This is a genomic window from Maricaulis sp. (genome assembly GCF_048269565.1).
In the GTDB taxonomy this organism is placed as follows: domain Bacteria; phylum Pseudomonadota; class Alphaproteobacteria; order Caulobacterales; family Maricaulaceae; genus Maricaulis.
In genome coordinates, this window is sequence record NZ_JBLXIK010000001.1 from 629,924 (window position 1) to 646,220 (window position 16,297).

Genomic DNA, 16,297 nt, shown 5'->3' on the forward strand with positions numbered 1-16,297 from the left:
TGCGTCGGGTCTCTGTCTGACCCAAACGCACCCGATTGCCAAGCCGGCCCGTCAAGCTAGACGCCCTGGCGCGCCTGGCTGCGAACCAGCTGTAATTCCAGCCGCTTCACTTCGCGGATTACCCGGTTGTTGAGCAATTGATCGCCCATGAAGCCCTTCATGAACAGGCCGACCTGCATCGCGGCCAGGGCTGCGACACCCCAGCGAATGGCCTGCAATGGCGTGGCCGCCATGAATACGTGCCAGCCCGCCCAGATCGCCAGCCCGGCAGCGGCGATATTGACGATATAGACCGTCCAGGTCACCCAGCCGAGCCGGCCGCCAAACAGGCCGATTGCCTGGTCAAAATAGCCCGGCTCCTCGCCGAACTGGTCGAGCAATTCCCGGTCCTCGGCATCGAGGGCCTCGGCGATCATGGCGTCGAGTTCCTTGTCAGATCCCGTCATTTGAACCTCCCTGGTTCGTGGGTTGTGAAGTTGTTGAATCCAGTGCCGCGCGCATCTTGCGGCGACCATGCATCAGGCGGGTCTTGATCGTGCCCACCGGAACGGACAGCGCGACGGCAATCTCCGCCGCGGTGAAATCGTCGATATAGAACAGCGCCATCGCGTGCCGTTGCGCTGCCGGCAGACCGGCCAGGGCCCGCGCCAGCGGTCCGCGATCGGCCAGCGCTTCGGCGTCGGCCTCCCAGCGATCCGGGGCGACAGGCTCGGCGGCCAGCGCCTCACCGGTCTGACGGCGGCGTTGCAGACCGCGAACCGTGGCGGCGCTTTTGCGGGTGACGATGCGATAGGCCCAGGCGGGGAAAGCTGCGGCATCGGCAAGCCCGCCGACGCCGCGGAAAATATCGATCCAGGCCTCCTGCAGCGTGTCGCGGGCCAGTTCGGCATCACCGGTCAGGCGCAGGGCATGACGCAACAGCGCCGGCTGCCACAGCCGGGCAAGCTGGCCACAGGCGGCGCGGTCACCGGCCTGGGCCATCATGACGAGGTATTCGCCGAGTACCCGTTTGCTGTCGCGTTGCATGGATCCGCTCACCCCGTCTGCAGGGCCGGTCAGGCGGCCCCGTTCAGACTATAGGTGCATGGCCGGGCGAAAAGGGTTCAATACCGCGTTCGCGTGCGGGCTCGGCCCGGCTGGATCAACCCTTGTCCGGCAGGCCCTTGTGGTAGCTCAGATAGCCGCGCTCGACCATGCGGCGCATGGCTTCATAGGCTTCCGACAATTCGTCATAGACACCGCGCAGATGCGACAGCCGGGCCAGCTCGGCCGGGTCGAGGGGTTTGTGCGCCTTGGCCAGCTCGACCGCGGTGCTCACCCAGGCGGTGCGGGCCCGGGCGGCGGTCAGGGCGAGATTGCGGAAATCATCGACGGAAACGTGATGGATTTCCTTCTGGATCACGGCCTGGTTGGCAGCCGATACCGTGTAGTCAATCTGTTCGAGATGGCCGCGCAGCTTGCGCTGCTCGGCCGGGTCCTGCACCAGATCGGGTTCGAAATGGTCAGAAACGCGCCGGAAACTCGACGTCACGGACTTGCTCATGCCTCACCTCTGACAGGCAAACAGGGCTCTAGCCTGCCACAGACGTGTTAACGGAGCCTCTAACGCGCCAGTTGCATCAGCGAGGCGCGAAACTCGGCCATGGTCATCATTTCGGTTGGCGTGCCCATTGCCCCGCCGGGATCGGATTTTCGCCCGGGCGAAACCTCGTCATGGCCAAACACCCGTTCCAGGCTGAAACTGTCGGGGAAGCGGCGCGACAGCCAGATGCAGATCCGGGTCAGGGCCGCGAATTGCTCGGCGCTATAGGGCAGATACCAGCCCTTGGTGATATTGCCGCCTTCGCACAGACGTACCTCGTAATCGCGATACCATTCGTCATGTTCGTCGCGGCGGGTACAGCGGCCATCGGCGTCGAGGATCACCCGGCCCTTCTCGTCACGCTCGGCATTGAACCAGGGGCAGAAGACACCGGTCTGTTGTGCCGGATAGAGCAGGCCCGGATTATTGAGCTCGAAGCCGACATAGTATTGCGACACGCCCTTGCGGCCAGTCGCCGGGCATTCGCTGGTGCCGGCATGATAGCCCCAGGCTTCCCAGTTGAAGCCCTGCGGCAGGAATATCCGTCCCGAGCGGCTGATCGCGCCATAGTGATAGCCCTGCTCGGCGCCATAGCGCATCACTTCCCTGGTCGAGCGGTCACTGTCGGGCAGGGTCCGGGCCGCGTCGAAATGAACGATCAGCCCCTCCAGCCCGCCCGGACGATAGCCGCGCACCTTGTGAAACACGCCCGGCAGGGTCTCGAACTCCGGCTGCATCACCTCACCGAGTTCAACGCGGGACGGGCGTTCGCCCTCATTCTCGTCATCACCGGGCGGCGCCGGCTCCTCGTGATAATTCTCGCAGGCGCCGCTCCAGACGAAGACATCGCCGCGGCAGGCATACCATTGGTCATTGCCGTGAACATCGTCGCCGGTCACTGCCGCGGTGATGAAAATCTCGGTGCCCGGGTCCAGTATTTCCCGGACCGGTGCGGCCAGCGCCGGCGCCCCGATCCGGATATTGACCCGGGCATTGGTGCGTGCTCGCGCGATAACTTGATCCGACATGTGCCCTCCCCAGAACATTTCAGGTTCTTATACAACTGCTTCGCGTTCCGGGTACAGAGCTTCGCCCGGGACGTGCACCAGCATAGCCCCGTCCGGGCCAGGCGGGGATAAAGTGCCAGTCGGCTGAGCGGACTGCGCTGTGGTGGCGCTGTGAAACCGGCCCTGTGCCTGAAGCGGCTTCTCCCCTATCCTGCCCTCGCCGGACGGACAGCACAGGGCTGCCGCACGCGGCAAGGCCAGTTTTCAGGAGACGGGTTCATGGTGCAATGGCGCGGACGGCGCGAAAGCCGCAATGTGATCGACCAGCGCGGCACCCGTTATAGCGGCGGCGGTGGTGGCGGCGGATTGCTGGCCCTGCTGCCCTTGTTGTTGCGCATTTTCGGCTGGAAGGGCGTCGTGCTCGCCGTCATCGTCGTGGGCGGTTTCGGCCTGTTCAGCGGCGGCATCGACAGCGCCCTCAATAATCTCACCGGCGGCACATCGCAGCCGACCACGGTCGAAGGCGAGATCCCGGCCGGCACGGAAGAGGCGGCGCGCTTCGCCGCCGTCATGCTGGCCGATACCGAAGAGGTCTGGACCGAGGTCTTCGCCGAGGCCGGCCAGCAATATCGCGAGCCGAAACTGGTGCTGTTCTCCGACGCCGTGTCCTCGGGCTGCGGCTTTGCGCAATCGGCCATGGGACCGTTTTACTGCCCCGCCGACGAGCGCGTTTATATCGATGTCCGCTTCTATGACGAGCTGGCGCAAATGGGCGCCGGCAATGGTGATTTCGCCCAGGCCTATGTGCTGGCGCACGAGGTCGGCCACCATGTCGAGAACATGCTCGGCATTCTCGATCGCGCCGATGCCGAGGGCCGGCGTGGTGGCGGCGCGGCGGCCAATCTGATGCAGGTACGCGTCGAGCTGATGGCCGATTGCTTTGCCGGCCTGTGGGCGGCGCGCGCCGACCAGCGCTTCAACCTGCTCGAGCCCGGCGATATCGAGGAAGGCCTGGCCGCCGCCGAGGCCGTCGGTGACGACACCATCCAGCGCCGCGCCGGCCGCAGCGTCGTGCCCGACAGCTTCACCCACGGCTCCGCCGCCCAGCGCCAGCGCTGGTTCATGCGTGGCTTCAACAATCCGGATGTCTCGTCCTGCGATACCTTCTCGGCCCGCGAACTCTAGACAGGGCGAGTGTGAGGGAATTGCGACCATGAACCAGACCGCCCCTGCCCGTCCCGGCAGCAAGATCCGCCTCACCGATAGCGGGCTGGAGACCTGGCTGGTGTTCGATTGCGGCATGGACCTGCCGTACTTCGCCGCCTTCCCGTTGCTGGAGACTGCGGCGGGACGCGCTTGGCTGACCGACTATTGGCAGCGCCATATCGCCATCGCGCTCAGACACCGGCTCGACTTCATCCTCGGCGCCCCGACCTGGCGCGCCAATGCCGACTGGGGCGCCAAGCTGGGCTATGACGCCGCCGCGCTCGACCGCATCAATCGCGAGGCGATCGGCTTCATGCAGGCCCTGCGCGATGCCCACCAGACCGGGACCAGTCTGATGCCGGTCCAGGGCAGTATCGGACCGCGCTTCGATGCCTATCATCCGGACACCGTGATGAGCGCCGATGAGGCCGAGGCCTATCACGCACCCCAGATCGCCAGCTTCGTGGCCGCCGGAGCCGATAGCGCCACCGCCATGACCGTCACCCATTCCAGCGAGGCGATCGGCATTGTCCGCGCGGCACAGGCAGCGGGCCTGCCCGTCAGCATCAGCTTCACCACAGAGACCAACGGGCGTTTGCCGGGCGGCGAGGCGCTCGACGAGGCGATCATGGCGGTCGATGCGGCGACCGGGTCAGCGGCCGCCGGTTTCATGATCAATTGCGCCCATCCGGATCATTTCAGCGCCGTCCTTGCGGGCGGCGAGGCCTGGACGCGGCGCATCACCGGGCTGCGCGCCAATGCCTCGCGCAAGAGCCATGCAGAGCTGGACAATGCCAGCGAACTCGATCCCGGAGATGCCGAAGAACTCGCAGCGCTCTACCGCGATCTGCGCGCCAAGCATCCCGGCCTGACCCTGCTGGGCGGCTGTTGCGGCACGGATGACCGGCATATCGCCGCGATCTGCCAGGCCTGCACCTGAGGGTGAGCCCGGGCGGCAGCCGTCACGCCGAACGGCTCAATCGGCCATTGTCCGGCCCGCAGCGCTATTCGATGCGGATGATTTCCCAGTCCGGCGTTTCGCCGTCGAACGCCACCCAGCAAACGCCACTCGAACCCCATTCGCCGCCGACATCCTCGATCGGCGTGCCGATCGGATAATCCGGCCATTCGCGGCAGGACGGGCGGTCATCGCCGGCTGCATAAGGATCGTTCCAGATCATGTCATTGCTGACAATGATCTCGCCATTGGCCTCCATCGACCACTCACCGCTGAACGGGTCCTCGCCCATCGCGTCGGGGAAACCGCTCACGGTCCAGCTGCCACCCTCATAGCCGCCGCCTTCAAAGCGGATCGTGCCGGAATATCCCGCCGCGGGCAGGTTGGGCACGCGGTCTGTCGAGCGCAGGCTGAAACTCTGGCCGGCAGGGGTGCGGGCGCTATCCTGGGCCAGCGCCGGGGCGGCGATGACGGTTGCGGACAGGGCGGTGGCGGCGAAGGCCAGCGTGATCAGGGTTTTCAAAATGAAGCGCTCCGGTTTTGCGGCCAGCTGCCCGGCCTTGTTGGTAGCGCCGGTTATAGCCCTGAAACCATTAAGCTTCGGTGCGTGACATGGCTCAGATTTTCAGGAGCTGTGATTGGCGTCTGCCCCTGCCCCGCCCCGGTCCCGGATTGCGAAAATGCTATCGCGCCATCACGGAGCGGCGTAATATCACACCACGCGGTCCGCCGGACCTCGCTCAAAGGAGCATGACATGGCCAAGGGTCAGCAAAAATCCAACAAGGAAGTCAAGAAGCCCAAAGCGGAGAAGAAGAAAACCATCGCCGCCGCGCCTTCCACCAAGGGCACGGTTGTGCCGCCGGGCAAGAAATAACCACTCTGTGAGGGGGCGGGCTGCCGGGCGACCGGCACCTGCCCCCTGTCTGGCACCAGGCAACGCCGCGTTATCGCTAGCCCGTCTCCGCCTCACTGCGGTCTGCGATCACGGTGAGGATATTGCGCTGGATGCCGCCGAGAATGATCTCGCCCCACACGGCGCTGTAATGATTGGCCGGACTGCTGGCGCGGTAGCGCGTCGTCAGGGTCAGCCGGGTGCGGCCATCGGCGAGCGGGATCAGGGTGTAGCTGCCGGTCTCGATACCGAGAAACTCACTGTCGGGGCCGATATGCGCATCGGTATGACGCGCGATTGAATCGTCGGGAAAGACGAAGCGCCAGGCCAGATGGCTGTTTGGCGACCAGCCCGTCACATGTTCCTCGAAACCGATCTGCTCGCCCCAGCGTGCCAGCCGCACGGCACCGACGCCCTCGCCCACGACCAGGGCCGAGCGTGGCCGCGGGATGCGCAGCACGTCCTGGGCAATCGTCCACACGCCCTCCTCGTCGGACAGACCGTCGAGGCTCAGAAGATGCGGCCAGACCTGATCGGGAACTGCCTCGATCACCATCGAGCGCCGGACCTCGAAATGATGCGTCGGATTGGCGGCCAGCGGCCCCAGCAACAACAAGGCGAAGGGCAGCACGATCAGGCCGGCACTGTGGAGCACGGCGCGCTGGCGGAAACGCGCGTGCAGCCCGCTGACGGCCAGCGCGCCGAGCCAGGCACTGATCCACCACGGCACGGCCAGTATCACCATGCAGATCAGGCCCTCGCGGAAGAAGACGCCGACAATCACCATTGCCGCCAGCAGGAGGAAACCCGCCAGGGCCGCGGTCCAGCTCGCATCCATCCGTCCTGCCGGACTGATGCCAAACTGGATGATGGCGCCAAGACAGAAGGGCAGACCAAACAGGGCGGTAAATCCGCCCGAAAGACCCGCCCCGGCATCGGTTCCGCCGAGGGCGTAGAACAGGCCGGCCAGCAGGACGAGCCCGACAAAGACGAGCAGGAGCCGTGCGCCCACCCAGATCCAGGCCCCTTTCGGCTGCAAAGCTTCGCTCACCGGTTATCCCCCATGCCGGCACTCCCGCCGAGCCGATGCGGGAGATTGCCGTGGATCGCGCGCCGATACCAGTGCCCCATGGTCGCAGGGGCGCGGACGCCAGTGCGGATCAGTCGAAAGCGTAGAGCAGGGAGATATCCAGCCGGGTATCGGTCGGCTCATAGCCGGCACGCGTCTCGAACTCGTGCTCGATACGCAGGCCGGTCTGGACGGCCCAATTGCCGAACAGGCGGTTGGTCAGGCTGAAGCGCTGGTCGACGCGCGAGCCGCCGCCGAGGAAGGCGGTCGTCTCGGAGCTGAAGCGGGCGGTTTCGGAAATCTGGTAGTGCAGGCTCGATCCGGCCTCGGCGACCCAGTCGGTCAGGGTCTCGCCATTGAGGCGGTCCTCGCGGAAACGCTGGCCGGCACCGCCGCGCAGCACCCAGTCCAGCTTCGGCCCGTCCAGCGCATGCCAGATCCCGCCCGCTGTGACGAAAGCCGAACGCTCGTAAATCCCGATCAGGTCGCGCTCATAGGAGCCGCCGCCATAATAGCCGATACCGCTATCGAGTTCGCGCGTGGTGCGGAGCTCGACCAGCCAGTTGTCGCGCGTGGTATGGGTGGCGCTCTCCGAGAGGAAATATTCGAACTGGCTGTCAATGCGCCAGCCCTGCTCCAGCTCGCGGTCGAGCTCGACGGCGAAGGTGAAATCGGTGAGCTCGGAATTGCCGCGTTCCAGCTGGATACCGGCGCGGACATGGCCGGCCCAGCTGTCCGGCCGCATCATGCGGATCGATCCGGCCAGCCAGCCGCCGGAACCCTCGGGCGCGCCGCCCAGGGCGATCGGTGCACCGCCCAGACTGCGATGTTCCGCGTGCTCGGCCGGCGGCGATGCCGGGCCGGCTGGCGCCGCGTCAGTTACAGCCGGCAGCGGCCAGCCGGCGACGGCGCTGGCACGGTGCGGCAGATGCGCGAGAATATCGGCATGGACGGCGGCGCGGCCGCCCTCGACCAGCACGGCGACCATGTCGGCGGTCTCGAGGAAACGCGCATCATCATCCTGGCGTTCGGCGGCCTCGGCCAGCAGCGCCTGATAGGCTTGCGGCAGTTCGGCTGCCACAGACGCCGTGAGCATGATGCTCGATGCGAGCCCGGCAGCGGTGACAGCCGCGAGTGATTTCAGCATGTTGATCCCCTGGGGCTGCGAGTTTCCGGATGCGCCGCGCAAAACCTATTCGGTGCGCGTGATGCGCCAGTCCAGACTGCCGCCATCGGGGCCGAGCCAGCAGACGCCGGTCGCCTCCCAGTCGCCGCCGACCGATTCCACATCGGCGCCGACCGGATAGTCCGGCCAGCTGCGGCAGATCGGAGGCTCGCCCCAGGGATCCATCCAGAAAATATCGGCCCCATTGGTGATTTCACCATTGGCGTCCTCATTCCATTCGGTCGACCACGGGTCGGACCCCATCCCATCCATGACGCCGGACACGGTGATATTGCCGCCGCTCTCGAAACGGATGGTCGCCGTCTGGCCGATGCGCGCGTAATCCGTATTGCGGGTCGCGACGGCGGTGAATTCCTGTCCCGCCGGACCGTCATCGGCCAGCGCGACGGGGGCGGCAAGAATCAGGGCGAGGCTGGCCATGAGCATGGTTTTCATGAGATTTTCCGTTTTCTGGCTGGAGCGTTTCGGCTTCGGCACCGGTCTGGCGCACGGGATTGAGGAGGACGCTTGATGCGCGCGTAAAATTTCAGCCGTCGGGGCAATCGAGAAGAGATTGCGGTCGGCCCGCCCGGCCGGTCCGGTCCTATTGCAGGTGGAGCTCGCTATCGCTGACCCCGTTATTGTTGAACCAGCAGGTCTCCTCCTGGCCGGAATAATCCGCCGCCCAGCTCTGGCAGGTCGCCGGACCGCCATCGGGCAGGAAATAGAGCGCATCGCCGCTGATCGTCACCGAACCGTCCGCCGCCTGGCTCCATTCCCCCAGCGTGCCGACTTGCAGGCCGGGCGGCGGCGGGGCCCAGCCGGTGTCGAGCTGGGTAATGGTCACCGTGCCGCCGCTCTCGCCGCTGCCGAAGGCGATCGCCAGCTTCAAGGATGTCAGATTCTCGATCCGGGTCTGATAGACCTGACCCGATGGCGAGGCGAACGCCTGCGCGCTGGCGGCCGGCATGGCGAGCGGCAACAGCGCCGCGGCAAGGGCGGCAGCCGCGGCGATATGGCCGGGCCGGGTAAATGCACGCATCGGATATCCCCCATTCTGGTAAACCGCAAACCAAGCACGCCCGGGATTAACGGAGGATGAGAGCCGCCGCATTTTCCGGATGCAAATCCCCTCCGACTGGCGTAAATCCCGCGCGCTGCGGGCCGGGGCGGAAGGCCGCCTTCGCGCGGCGGGTTCGTCACCTCACATGTCGGATATGGCGTTTGACTGCGTCGCCTGCGGAGCCTGCTGTTTCAGCCGCCACCCGCGCTATCTCGTCCTCCTGCCGCAAGACCAGGCCCGCATCGCTCCCGACGCCCTGCCCCCTGACAGCCTGTTTGAAGACGGCGGCCGTTCTTTCGTCGACTTCAGCTGCGGCCACTGCACCCATCTACGCACTGACACCGGCCAGGCGCTGTGCGCCGTCTACGACCACCGCCCCGAAGCCTGCCGCGCCTTCCGGCCGGGCAGTTTCGAATGCCAAAAGGCGATAAGGGCCAATGGCGTGATGGGGGAGAAGGTGCGCGCGGTGCCAGCGGCGTAGTTTTGTGCGTTGGGCGGCAAGCCTTCCCTCTCCCTCAGGGAGAGGGTGCCCGAAGGGCGGGTGAGGGTGGCAGCGCCGCGCTCGCAGACGGAAGCATGGCCCGCCTCATCCGCCCCGGATCAAGTCCGGGGCACCTTCTCCTCACGGAGAAGGAAGGCGCCTTCAATCCGCCCCGACCTCCACCTCAGCGCCGGCCTCAACCTCCGCAACGACACCCATCCCCGCCAGGATTTCCGCGTCCATCTCCTCCGGCTCCAGGCGGGCAAATTCGCGCTGGATTTCGTCATAGAGCTCGGGGTCCTCGTCGGGGAAGTCGCGATCAACCGCTTCCAGCGCCTCGATCCATTCATGGCCGCGGCGCGCCGGCGGCAGGGATTTGAGCAGGGTGGCGGCGGTGCGCACCGCGGCGGCATTCTCCTCATTGAGGAATTGCCGGTAGAGGCAGCGCAGCATCAGTCGCAATGCCTCGTGCTCATACATCGCGACCAGCGCGTCGAGGGGCGGCTCTGCCGGAGTGGCGGATTGAATGCGTCGTGTCATGGTGAAATCCCTTGTCTTGTGGCCGCGCCCGCACAGGGGTGCGCGCTTCGCGCGGCGTTCGCCGAAGTGATGGGAGGCAAGCGGGATGCCGGCGATGCCGGTAACCGGTAGAAGAATAGCGCGTGACATCGTGACATCCCGCTTGCGGAGTTTTCCCGTGGCGTCTCCACCCCGTTTCCAATCCTCACACGTACTCGGGTCGGTCGTTTAGTGCCCTCGGACGTGAAGAGAGGACGCCCTGCCAGCGCTTTCGATCGTCACACCGATCGCCCGGACAGGCTCCGCGCGCTCCCGGGCATCAGTGACGTGGCCTGCGCCTCCCACCCCGGGAACCGCTGAAGATTATGCGCGCGGGTCGAGGGGGCGGGGATAAGTCGAGGCGATTTTTCGGGTTTGGCTTTGTTGACGGGGGTTTGCGGGCGGTGTGGGGCGGGGATAAGGCGATGGCGGACGACGGAGTTTCCCCTTCCCTCTCCCTGGGGTGAGGGGGCCCCGCAGGGGCGGGTGAGGGTGGCAGCGCCAAGCTCGCAGACGGGAACATTGCCCGCCTCATCCGCCCCGGATCAAGTCCGGGGCACCTTCTCCTCACGGAGAAGGAAAGCGTTGTGCGTGTTGATCAGCGAAACCGCTTTCTTCCCCGCCTCGGGCGGGGAAGTGGGCCCTGCGTAGCCTTGGCGAAGCAGGGGCCGATGGGGCCGCAGCCGCAGGCTGCGGTGAAACGCTGGTGCCAGACACCGCCGCGCTGCGCGCGCCGGCCCCTCCACCATCCTACGCCAAGGCTACGGACGGTCCCCCTCCCCGGCAAGCCGGGAAGGAAAGCGTTGAGTCAGAAGCCCGCCCGCCCGGGCGAGGCCAAGCCATAAATCCCTTGCCAGCCAAAGGGCCTCAGGGGACAGGCGCGGTCAAGGGTGAAACCGCGAAGCGGCGCCTCCGGCGCCCTTGACCGCGCCTGTCCCCTGAGGCGGACTCTCGACATGGGGTTTAAGGTGGGGGGTGGGTGGGCACCCGTTTTCAGGACGGGAAAAGGTGTGTGTCACCGATTTTTCCCGCGACGTTCGATTAACTTGGAGGCGATTTCGCCTCTCTCACTTCCCGTATTTTTGAGGACAACTCCCCGATTAGATTCCCCAAAAATTCTTGATTTACCTGCTGGGTCTTTGTTGGCCGCTTTATTGAATCAAGCGCCTTGCCGGCCCGACGCCTCTCGAGGAGTCCAATAGCTAAACTGAGACGCCTTGCCAGACGTTCCCCAATCATATTTGAACCATCCATAGCTACTTCGACCGTTGAAAGCATAGTGACGTATACATCATCACTCAAAACAGATGCTTGGCTCAAACTTATTGCCTCAAGTTCATCAAAATTGTTTGAAAAGAGAACAGCTTCCGAAACATCAAAAGGGAAATAGTCAGCGCATACGTCTACTAAATCCCTTCCGTCAAGACGCGCCATTGCGATTGTCAATGACCTTTTCTTAATGACACGCTGTCGATACTTCTCGAAGTCCGCCCAAGATCCCGCTTTCCCCTTAAACAACTCGATCAGATTAATTGTTTGATATGAGAGGCGAAGTTCAAACAAGACATATGCCAATGCCCTACTAAGCCTTTTCTTCCTTTCCTCGCCACCTCTTCGGTAATGCGTAATTTCGCTAACCGCCCACCCCCCGATGAGCCCAGAGGCCAATAGAGCCAATTGTTGAAAAAATGCGTTATCAACAAGCTGATTCATGCCCCCCCCCTTACAGGTCACGATGTCGATGATCGCCAAAAGCAAATTGGATCACAACACGTCTTCAATCAATCACTCCATCTCGCGCGCGTCGCCTTTGGTTATTTCAGGTTCGGCTGTTGCAGGTGTTACTGGCTGCGTTTCCCAGCAAAAGCATGCCTGCGGGCGCCGCTGACGAAGCGCTAACACTTCGCCTCGTCAAGCAACGAATCGAGCTGAACATCGAGAACGGAGACCTTCCCCAATAACAATCGAATGCGATCCAATTCCCCCTTCGGATCCACTCCGTCGGAAGCGCGAGCGATCAGGCTAGTATGCGCTACGCGACCTCGCAGTTGCCCAAGCTCCTCGAGACCGAAAATCAGATCGCCGTCAATCTTGTCAACCTCAATACCGAGAGGAATAACGATACTTAATAGATTTGCCTCTCGGATTCCGTGATTTTCGGTTCGGAGGAAATGTATGAATCCCGTGACAGATCGGCTCAACCGATCATCGAGGTACTTTTTCTCTGGCCACGCCTTTTTCTTATTATCTGTAGGGGCATCAATCGTCTTAACAGGCCCGTACATTTCGCGTCCGCTAAAGCCCAATAGATGAACCGTAACAACGGAGACTTTGCGCTCAGCACACCAAGCGTTCCAAGCGCTGCTGGCGATCTCTTCCGCGCGATCCTCTAGGTACGCCTCAATTTCTGCGTGAACGAGCATCCTGAACGCCTCAGCCCGTCGCTCCACCTTGTCCTGCCACGCATAGGACCCAGTGGGTTCAATGGTCTTGGGAAGCAGATGGCGGCGCAACTCGCCCACCGATGCCTTCATTTTGCGGAATCGAGAAGATGGCATCACTCACTCAACACCGCGGTATTCCAAGCGCGAACGATCACCGTCCCGGTTCTCAGTGGGCACTGGAATGTGAATTCCCAAGGCGTGCGCCAGCTGCGCTCCCCATAAGCCCATCCGGGATGCGGTGTTGGGAATTCCGGCGGTGTCGCTCTCGACGGCCTCCGCAAATTGGTCCCGCTCCCAAATGCCGTGGTATGCGTCGCGAACAGCTTGGGGACGAGCTGCCATTGCTTGCCGCACCGGGGCTGAGAAACAGTAGAATATGAGGGCGTCAAAAATTGCCCGGTTGAACGAGTTCGAACCCGGCTTCCTAGCGATTCCACTCTCACCGAATATTTGAACCAGCACAGTTAAACCATCTCGGAAATTGGACACCAACGCTTGCGCTCTGGGAAGCGACGCGTCCCAGTCATCATTCATGCGTCCGCAAACCAAGTCCAAGAAGTCTTTCATCCGACCGCCGTATTCCGGCAAATACAGTTGAAATGCCAAAGCTCGAACCAATAACTCCACATCCCGCATTCGTGCGTCTGGTTCTTGCTTGCCTAGAAGAGCCCAAAGGCTGGGCATATCTTGGGTCTCATCGTCGACATAATCCAAGAACGGTCCCGCAACGACTGCCTGCCTAAGTTCGTGAGACGACAGCTTCACACTACCGGTATTCAAACGTCGAAAAACTAAGTGCAAAAAATCCGTGTCAGGCCAATTTCGAATTACGACGGTTCGAATCGTATGGTTCAAAAATGCGTTTAGGTCAGAAACCAGATTAGGCTGAGCGTTCAAATGAGAATACTTTTTACGCGCCAAATCGGTTCGTGCCTCAAGGCCCGACAAGCCAAATTCATTTCTTGGACCTGTCGAATTGCCTGTATATTGCAGCAGGGTAAGAAGACGTTGCTTACCATCTAGGACGACGAATTTGCCACGCTCTCCCGGTTTCTCCGCCAACACTATCTGAGGTATGGGCAACCCGAGAATGGCCGATTCAATAAAGCGACTTTTGTTGCGCGGCGACCAGGCATCGCGACGCTGAAACCGAGGGTTCAAATCGATGTTGCCGCGCGTCAGCTGCGAGACGATGGTCTCCACAGTCCAATCGGTTGAATACAAGACCGCTTGTGAAAATCGATCAACGGAAGCGACCTCTAATGGCGTATCTTGCTCGTCGTCAAACTCAACGTCACCGGCAGATTCATCCATTTTTGATCTCCCCTTCTCACACCCTCAGTAGTAGCAGTTGCGAACACCTCTATCGGTTTAGCCGCAAACTGCAAGCGCTATTGAAATACCGAACAAGGGCTTGGATGGAGCAAGCTCGTTTGATCGAGCCATACCGAAAGCCACTAATCAATCGCCTCCCTCACACTCCCGTCCTCGCTGAGATAAATCTCCGACCCCAGCGCCTTGAACTCCGCCGCCTTCTCCGCCATCCCGGCCTCGGCCTCGGAAGCCTCGACCGCATTCGGCGCCCGCGCAGAGCCAAACCGGTCCCGGATCTCCCGCGTAATCTCCATCGAGCAGAATTTCGGTCCGCACATGGAGCAGAAGTGGGCGACCTTGTGGGCGTCCTTGGGCAGGGTCTTGTCGTGGAAATCGCGGGCGGTTTCCGGGTCGAGGGCGAGGTTGAACTGGTCTTCCCAGCGGAATTCGAACCTGGCGCGGCTCAATGCATCATCGCGGATTTTCGAGGCCGGGTGGCCCTTGGCGAGGTCGCCGGCATGGGCGGCGATCTTGTAGGTGATGACGCCGGTCTTGACGTCATTGCGGTCGGGCAGGCCGAGATGCTCTTTCGGGGTGACATAGCAGAGCATGGCACAGCCAAACCAGCCGATCATGGCGGCGCCGATACCGCTGGTGATGTGGTCATAGCCGGGCGCGATATCCGTGGTCAGGGGGCCGAGCGTGTAGAAGGGGGCCTCGTGGCAACACTCGAGCTGCTTGTCCATATTCTCCTTGATCTTGTGCATAGCGACATGGCCCGGCCCCTCGATCATCACCTGGCAGCCTTTGGCCCAGGCGATCTTGGTGAGCTCGCCCAGGGTTTCCAGCTCGGCAAACTGGGCCTTGTCATTGGCGTCGGCAATCGAGCCGGGACGCAGGCCATCGCCGAGCGAGAAGGAGACATCATAGGCGCGCATGATGTCGCAGATTTCCTCGAAGCGGGTGTAGAGGAAGCTCTCCTGATGATGCGCCAGGCACCATTTGGCCATGATCGAGCCGCCGCGCGAGACGATGCCGGTGACGCGGTCGGCGGTCATCGGCACATAGGCGAGGCGGACGCCGGCATGGATGGTGAAATAATCCACCCCCTGCTCGGCCTGCTCGATCAGCGTGTCGCGGAACACCTCCCAGGTCAGGTCCTCGGCGACGCCATTCACCTTTTCCAGCGCCTGGTAGATCGGCACGGTACCGATCGGGACGGGCGAATTGCGCAATATCCATTCGCGGGTGTTGTGGATATTCTTGCCGGTGGAGAGATCCATCACGGTATCGCCGCCCCAGCGGATCGCCCACACCATCTTGTCGACCTCTTCCTCGACCGAGGAGGTGACCGCGGAATTGCCGATATTGGCATTGATCTTGGTGAGGAAATTGCGGCCGATAATCATCGGCTCCAGCTCGGTGTGATTGATATTGCACGGGATAATGGCGCGGCCACGGGCGATCTCGGAGCGGACGAATTCCGGCGTCACGAATTCCGGGATCGAAGCGCCGAAGCTTTCGCCATCGGCCATGCGCTCCTTGAAGCCGGCCATGGGCGTCTTGCGGCCGAGATTTTCGCGCTCGGCGACATAGATCATCTCGTCGGTGATGATGCCGGCGCGGGCGAATTCATACTGGGTCACCGGGGCATCAGCGAGGCCACGCATGGGCTTGTGCAGCCCGGGAAATTCGCGCGCCAGATATTTGCCCGAAGCGCCGCCATTATCGAGCGGCGTCACCGGACGCCCCTCATACTCCTCAACGCCGCCACGCTTTTTGATCGAGGCCAGCCGGATGCGCGGCAGGCCATGCTCGACATCGATCGTCGCATCCGGATCGCTGTAAGGCCCCGACGTGTCATAGACGCGCACCGGCGGCTCATTCGCCGTCGGATGCAGATCGATCTCGCGGTGCGGAACCTTCAGGCCCGGCGCGGTGACCGGAGACGTCCAGATGCGGCGCGATCCCGGCAGCGGCCCGGTGGTGACCTTGGGTGTCTCGAAACTGGCTTGCGTGGTGGGCTTGTTCATTGGGGGAAATCCTGGCGGGGCGTGAAAAGGGGTTATTCGGTGGGCAGGCCGAGCTCGGCGCGGGCCTTCTTGCTCAGGCCGGCGGCGACGATCCGGTGGCTTTCGCCGAGATAGTCGCGCAGCGTGTCGGTATCGAGCGTTTCCGGGCCGGTCCATTGCAGCCAGCTCATGCCGCGCGAGGCGAGATAGGGGGCGGGGCGCATGCCCGGCTCGTCCTTGTAGATCTCGAAGGTCAGGGGCGAGCATTTGAACGAGATGGCGAAGCCTTCAACATCCTTCGCCCAGCCGCCAACGGCAAACACCTTGCCGCCGACTTTCCAGACATGCGCCTCACCCCACTGCACGACTGTGCTGGTGGCGGGCAGCGTGCCGCAGAAGGCGTTGAATTCGGCTTCGTCCATGGTCCGCTCCGTCCCGACGCCGGCATGACCCGGATCCGGTTCTAAGGGTGCTTCTCAGACCTGACACCTGCCAGGACGCCCCTCGGAAATCTTGAACGGAGCATGCCGCCCGCCGGTGATTCT

General features: G+C 63.0%; 18 protein-coding genes and 1 riboswitch. Of the genes, 3 read left to right on the forward strand and 15 right to left on the reverse strand.

Annotated elements, in window-relative coordinates; genetic code table 11:
- Positions 1-56: 56 nt before the first annotated feature.
- The 4 genes from ACN0YL_RS03145 to ACN0YL_RS03160 form a co-directional block, all read right to left on the reverse strand.
- Entirely contained in the window at positions 57-446 is a 390-nt protein-coding gene (locus ACN0YL_RS03145) for a DUF6768 family protein (RefSeq protein ID WP_417492531.1), read from the reverse strand.
- Entirely contained in the window at positions 433-1,026 is a 594-nt protein-coding gene (locus tag ACN0YL_RS03150) for an RNA polymerase sigma factor (protein WP_417496995.1), read from the reverse strand. The genes ACN0YL_RS03145 and ACN0YL_RS03150 overlap by 14 nt, the downstream gene beginning before the upstream one ends.
- A 115-nt stretch (positions 1,027-1,141) precedes the next feature.
- Positions 1,142-1,543 carry a hypothetical protein gene (locus ACN0YL_RS03155; protein ID WP_417496996.1) on the reverse strand — a complete coding sequence of 134 codons (402 nt, stop codon included), beginning with the start codon at positions 1,541-1,543 and terminating at the stop codon, positions 1,142-1,144.
- A 59-nt stretch (positions 1,544-1,602) separates the two neighbouring features.
- Positions 1,603-2,610 carry an N-acetylmuramoyl-L-alanine amidase gene (locus tag ACN0YL_RS03160; RefSeq protein WP_417496997.1) on the reverse strand — a complete coding sequence of 336 codons (1,008 nt, stop codon included), beginning with the start codon at positions 2,608-2,610 and terminating at the stop codon, positions 1,603-1,605.
- Between the two features lie 258 nt (positions 2,611-2,868).
- Between ACN0YL_RS03160 and ACN0YL_RS03165 the strand changes: the two genes are divergently transcribed.
- A complete protein-coding gene (locus ACN0YL_RS03165; protein WP_417496998.1) occupies positions 2,869-3,774 on the forward strand; it encodes a neutral zinc metallopeptidase in 906 nt (301 codons plus the stop codon).
- Positions 3,775-3,802: 28 nt separating this feature from the next.
- Positions 3,803-4,735, forward strand: a complete 933-nt coding sequence (locus ACN0YL_RS03170) for a homocysteine S-methyltransferase family protein (protein WP_417496999.1) — start codon at positions 3,803-3,805, stop codon at positions 4,733-4,735.
- A gap of 64 nt (positions 4,736-4,799) precedes the next feature.
- Here ACN0YL_RS03170 and ACN0YL_RS03175 read toward each other — a convergent pair whose 3' ends face one another.
- From ACN0YL_RS03175 to ACN0YL_RS03195, 5 genes are all read right to left on the reverse strand, one after another.
- On the reverse strand, positions 4,800-5,276 hold the full coding sequence (locus ACN0YL_RS03175; RefSeq protein ID WP_417497000.1) for a hypothetical protein: 477 nt from the start codon (positions 5,274-5,276) through the stop codon (positions 4,800-4,802).
- A gap of 428 nt (positions 5,277-5,704) precedes the next feature.
- On the reverse strand, positions 5,705-6,697 hold the full coding sequence (locus ACN0YL_RS03180; RefSeq protein ID WP_417497001.1) for an SRPBCC family protein: 993 nt from the start codon (positions 6,695-6,697) through the stop codon (positions 5,705-5,707).
- 109 nt (positions 6,698-6,806) lie between these two features.
- Positions 6,807-7,862 (reverse strand): DUF481 domain-containing protein, encoded by a 1,056-nt coding sequence (locus ACN0YL_RS03185; protein ID WP_417497002.1) that lies wholly within the window; start codon positions 7,860-7,862, stop codon positions 6,807-6,809.
- A gap of 45 nt (positions 7,863-7,907) precedes the next feature.
- On the reverse strand, positions 7,908-8,336 hold the full coding sequence (locus ACN0YL_RS03190; RefSeq protein WP_417497003.1) for a hypothetical protein: 429 nt from the start codon (positions 8,334-8,336) through the stop codon (positions 7,908-7,910).
- Positions 8,337-8,484: 148 nt separating this feature from the next.
- Positions 8,485-8,922 carry a hypothetical protein gene (locus ACN0YL_RS03195; protein WP_417497004.1) on the reverse strand — a complete coding sequence of 146 codons (438 nt, stop codon included), beginning with the start codon at positions 8,920-8,922 and terminating at the stop codon, positions 8,485-8,487.
- Positions 8,923-9,088: 166 nt separating this feature from the next.
- Between ACN0YL_RS03195 and ACN0YL_RS03200 the strand changes: the two genes are divergently transcribed.
- Positions 9,089-9,424 carry a YkgJ family cysteine cluster protein gene (locus tag ACN0YL_RS03200; protein ID WP_417497005.1) on the forward strand — a complete coding sequence of 112 codons (336 nt, stop codon included), beginning with the start codon at positions 9,089-9,091 and terminating at the stop codon, positions 9,422-9,424.
- Between the two features lie 162 nt (positions 9,425-9,586).
- Here ACN0YL_RS03200 and ACN0YL_RS03205 read toward each other — a convergent pair whose 3' ends face one another.
- The 6 genes from ACN0YL_RS03205 to ACN0YL_RS03230 all read right to left on the reverse strand — a co-directional run bounded on the left by ACN0YL_RS03205 (position 9,587) and on the right by ACN0YL_RS03230 (position 16,174).
- Positions 9,587-9,964, reverse strand: a complete 378-nt coding sequence (locus tag ACN0YL_RS03205) for a hypothetical protein (RefSeq protein ID WP_417497006.1) — start codon at positions 9,962-9,964, stop codon at positions 9,587-9,589.
- Between the two features lie 1,059 nt (positions 9,965-11,023).
- Positions 11,024-11,695, reverse strand: a complete 672-nt coding sequence (locus ACN0YL_RS03210) for a hypothetical protein (protein ID WP_417497007.1) — start codon at positions 11,693-11,695, stop codon at positions 11,024-11,026.
- A gap of 182 nt (positions 11,696-11,877) precedes the next feature.
- Positions 11,878-12,516 (reverse strand): hypothetical protein, encoded by a 639-nt coding sequence (locus tag ACN0YL_RS03215; protein ID WP_417497008.1) that lies wholly within the window; start codon positions 12,514-12,516, stop codon positions 11,878-11,880.
- Between the two features lie 27 nt (positions 12,517-12,543).
- Complete coding sequence (locus ACN0YL_RS03220) at positions 12,544-13,740, reverse strand: DUF262 domain-containing protein (protein WP_417497009.1); 1,197 nt, start codon at positions 13,738-13,740, stop codon at positions 12,544-12,546.
- Positions 13,741-13,883: 143 nt separating this feature from the next.
- Positions 13,884-15,773: a phosphomethylpyrimidine synthase ThiC gene (thiC, locus tag ACN0YL_RS03225; protein WP_417497010.1), complete on the reverse strand. Its 1,890-nt coding sequence runs from the start codon at positions 15,771-15,773 to the stop codon at positions 13,884-13,886.
- A gap of 32 nt (positions 15,774-15,805) precedes the next feature.
- Positions 15,806-16,174 carry an MmcQ/YjbR family DNA-binding protein gene (locus tag ACN0YL_RS03230; protein ID WP_417497011.1) on the reverse strand — a complete coding sequence of 123 codons (369 nt, stop codon included), beginning with the start codon at positions 16,172-16,174 and terminating at the stop codon, positions 15,806-15,808.
- Positions 16,169-16,267, reverse strand: a riboswitch (TPP riboswitch). (Overlaps the previous gene by 6 nt.)
- Between the last annotated feature and the right edge of the window lie 30 nt (positions 16,268-16,297).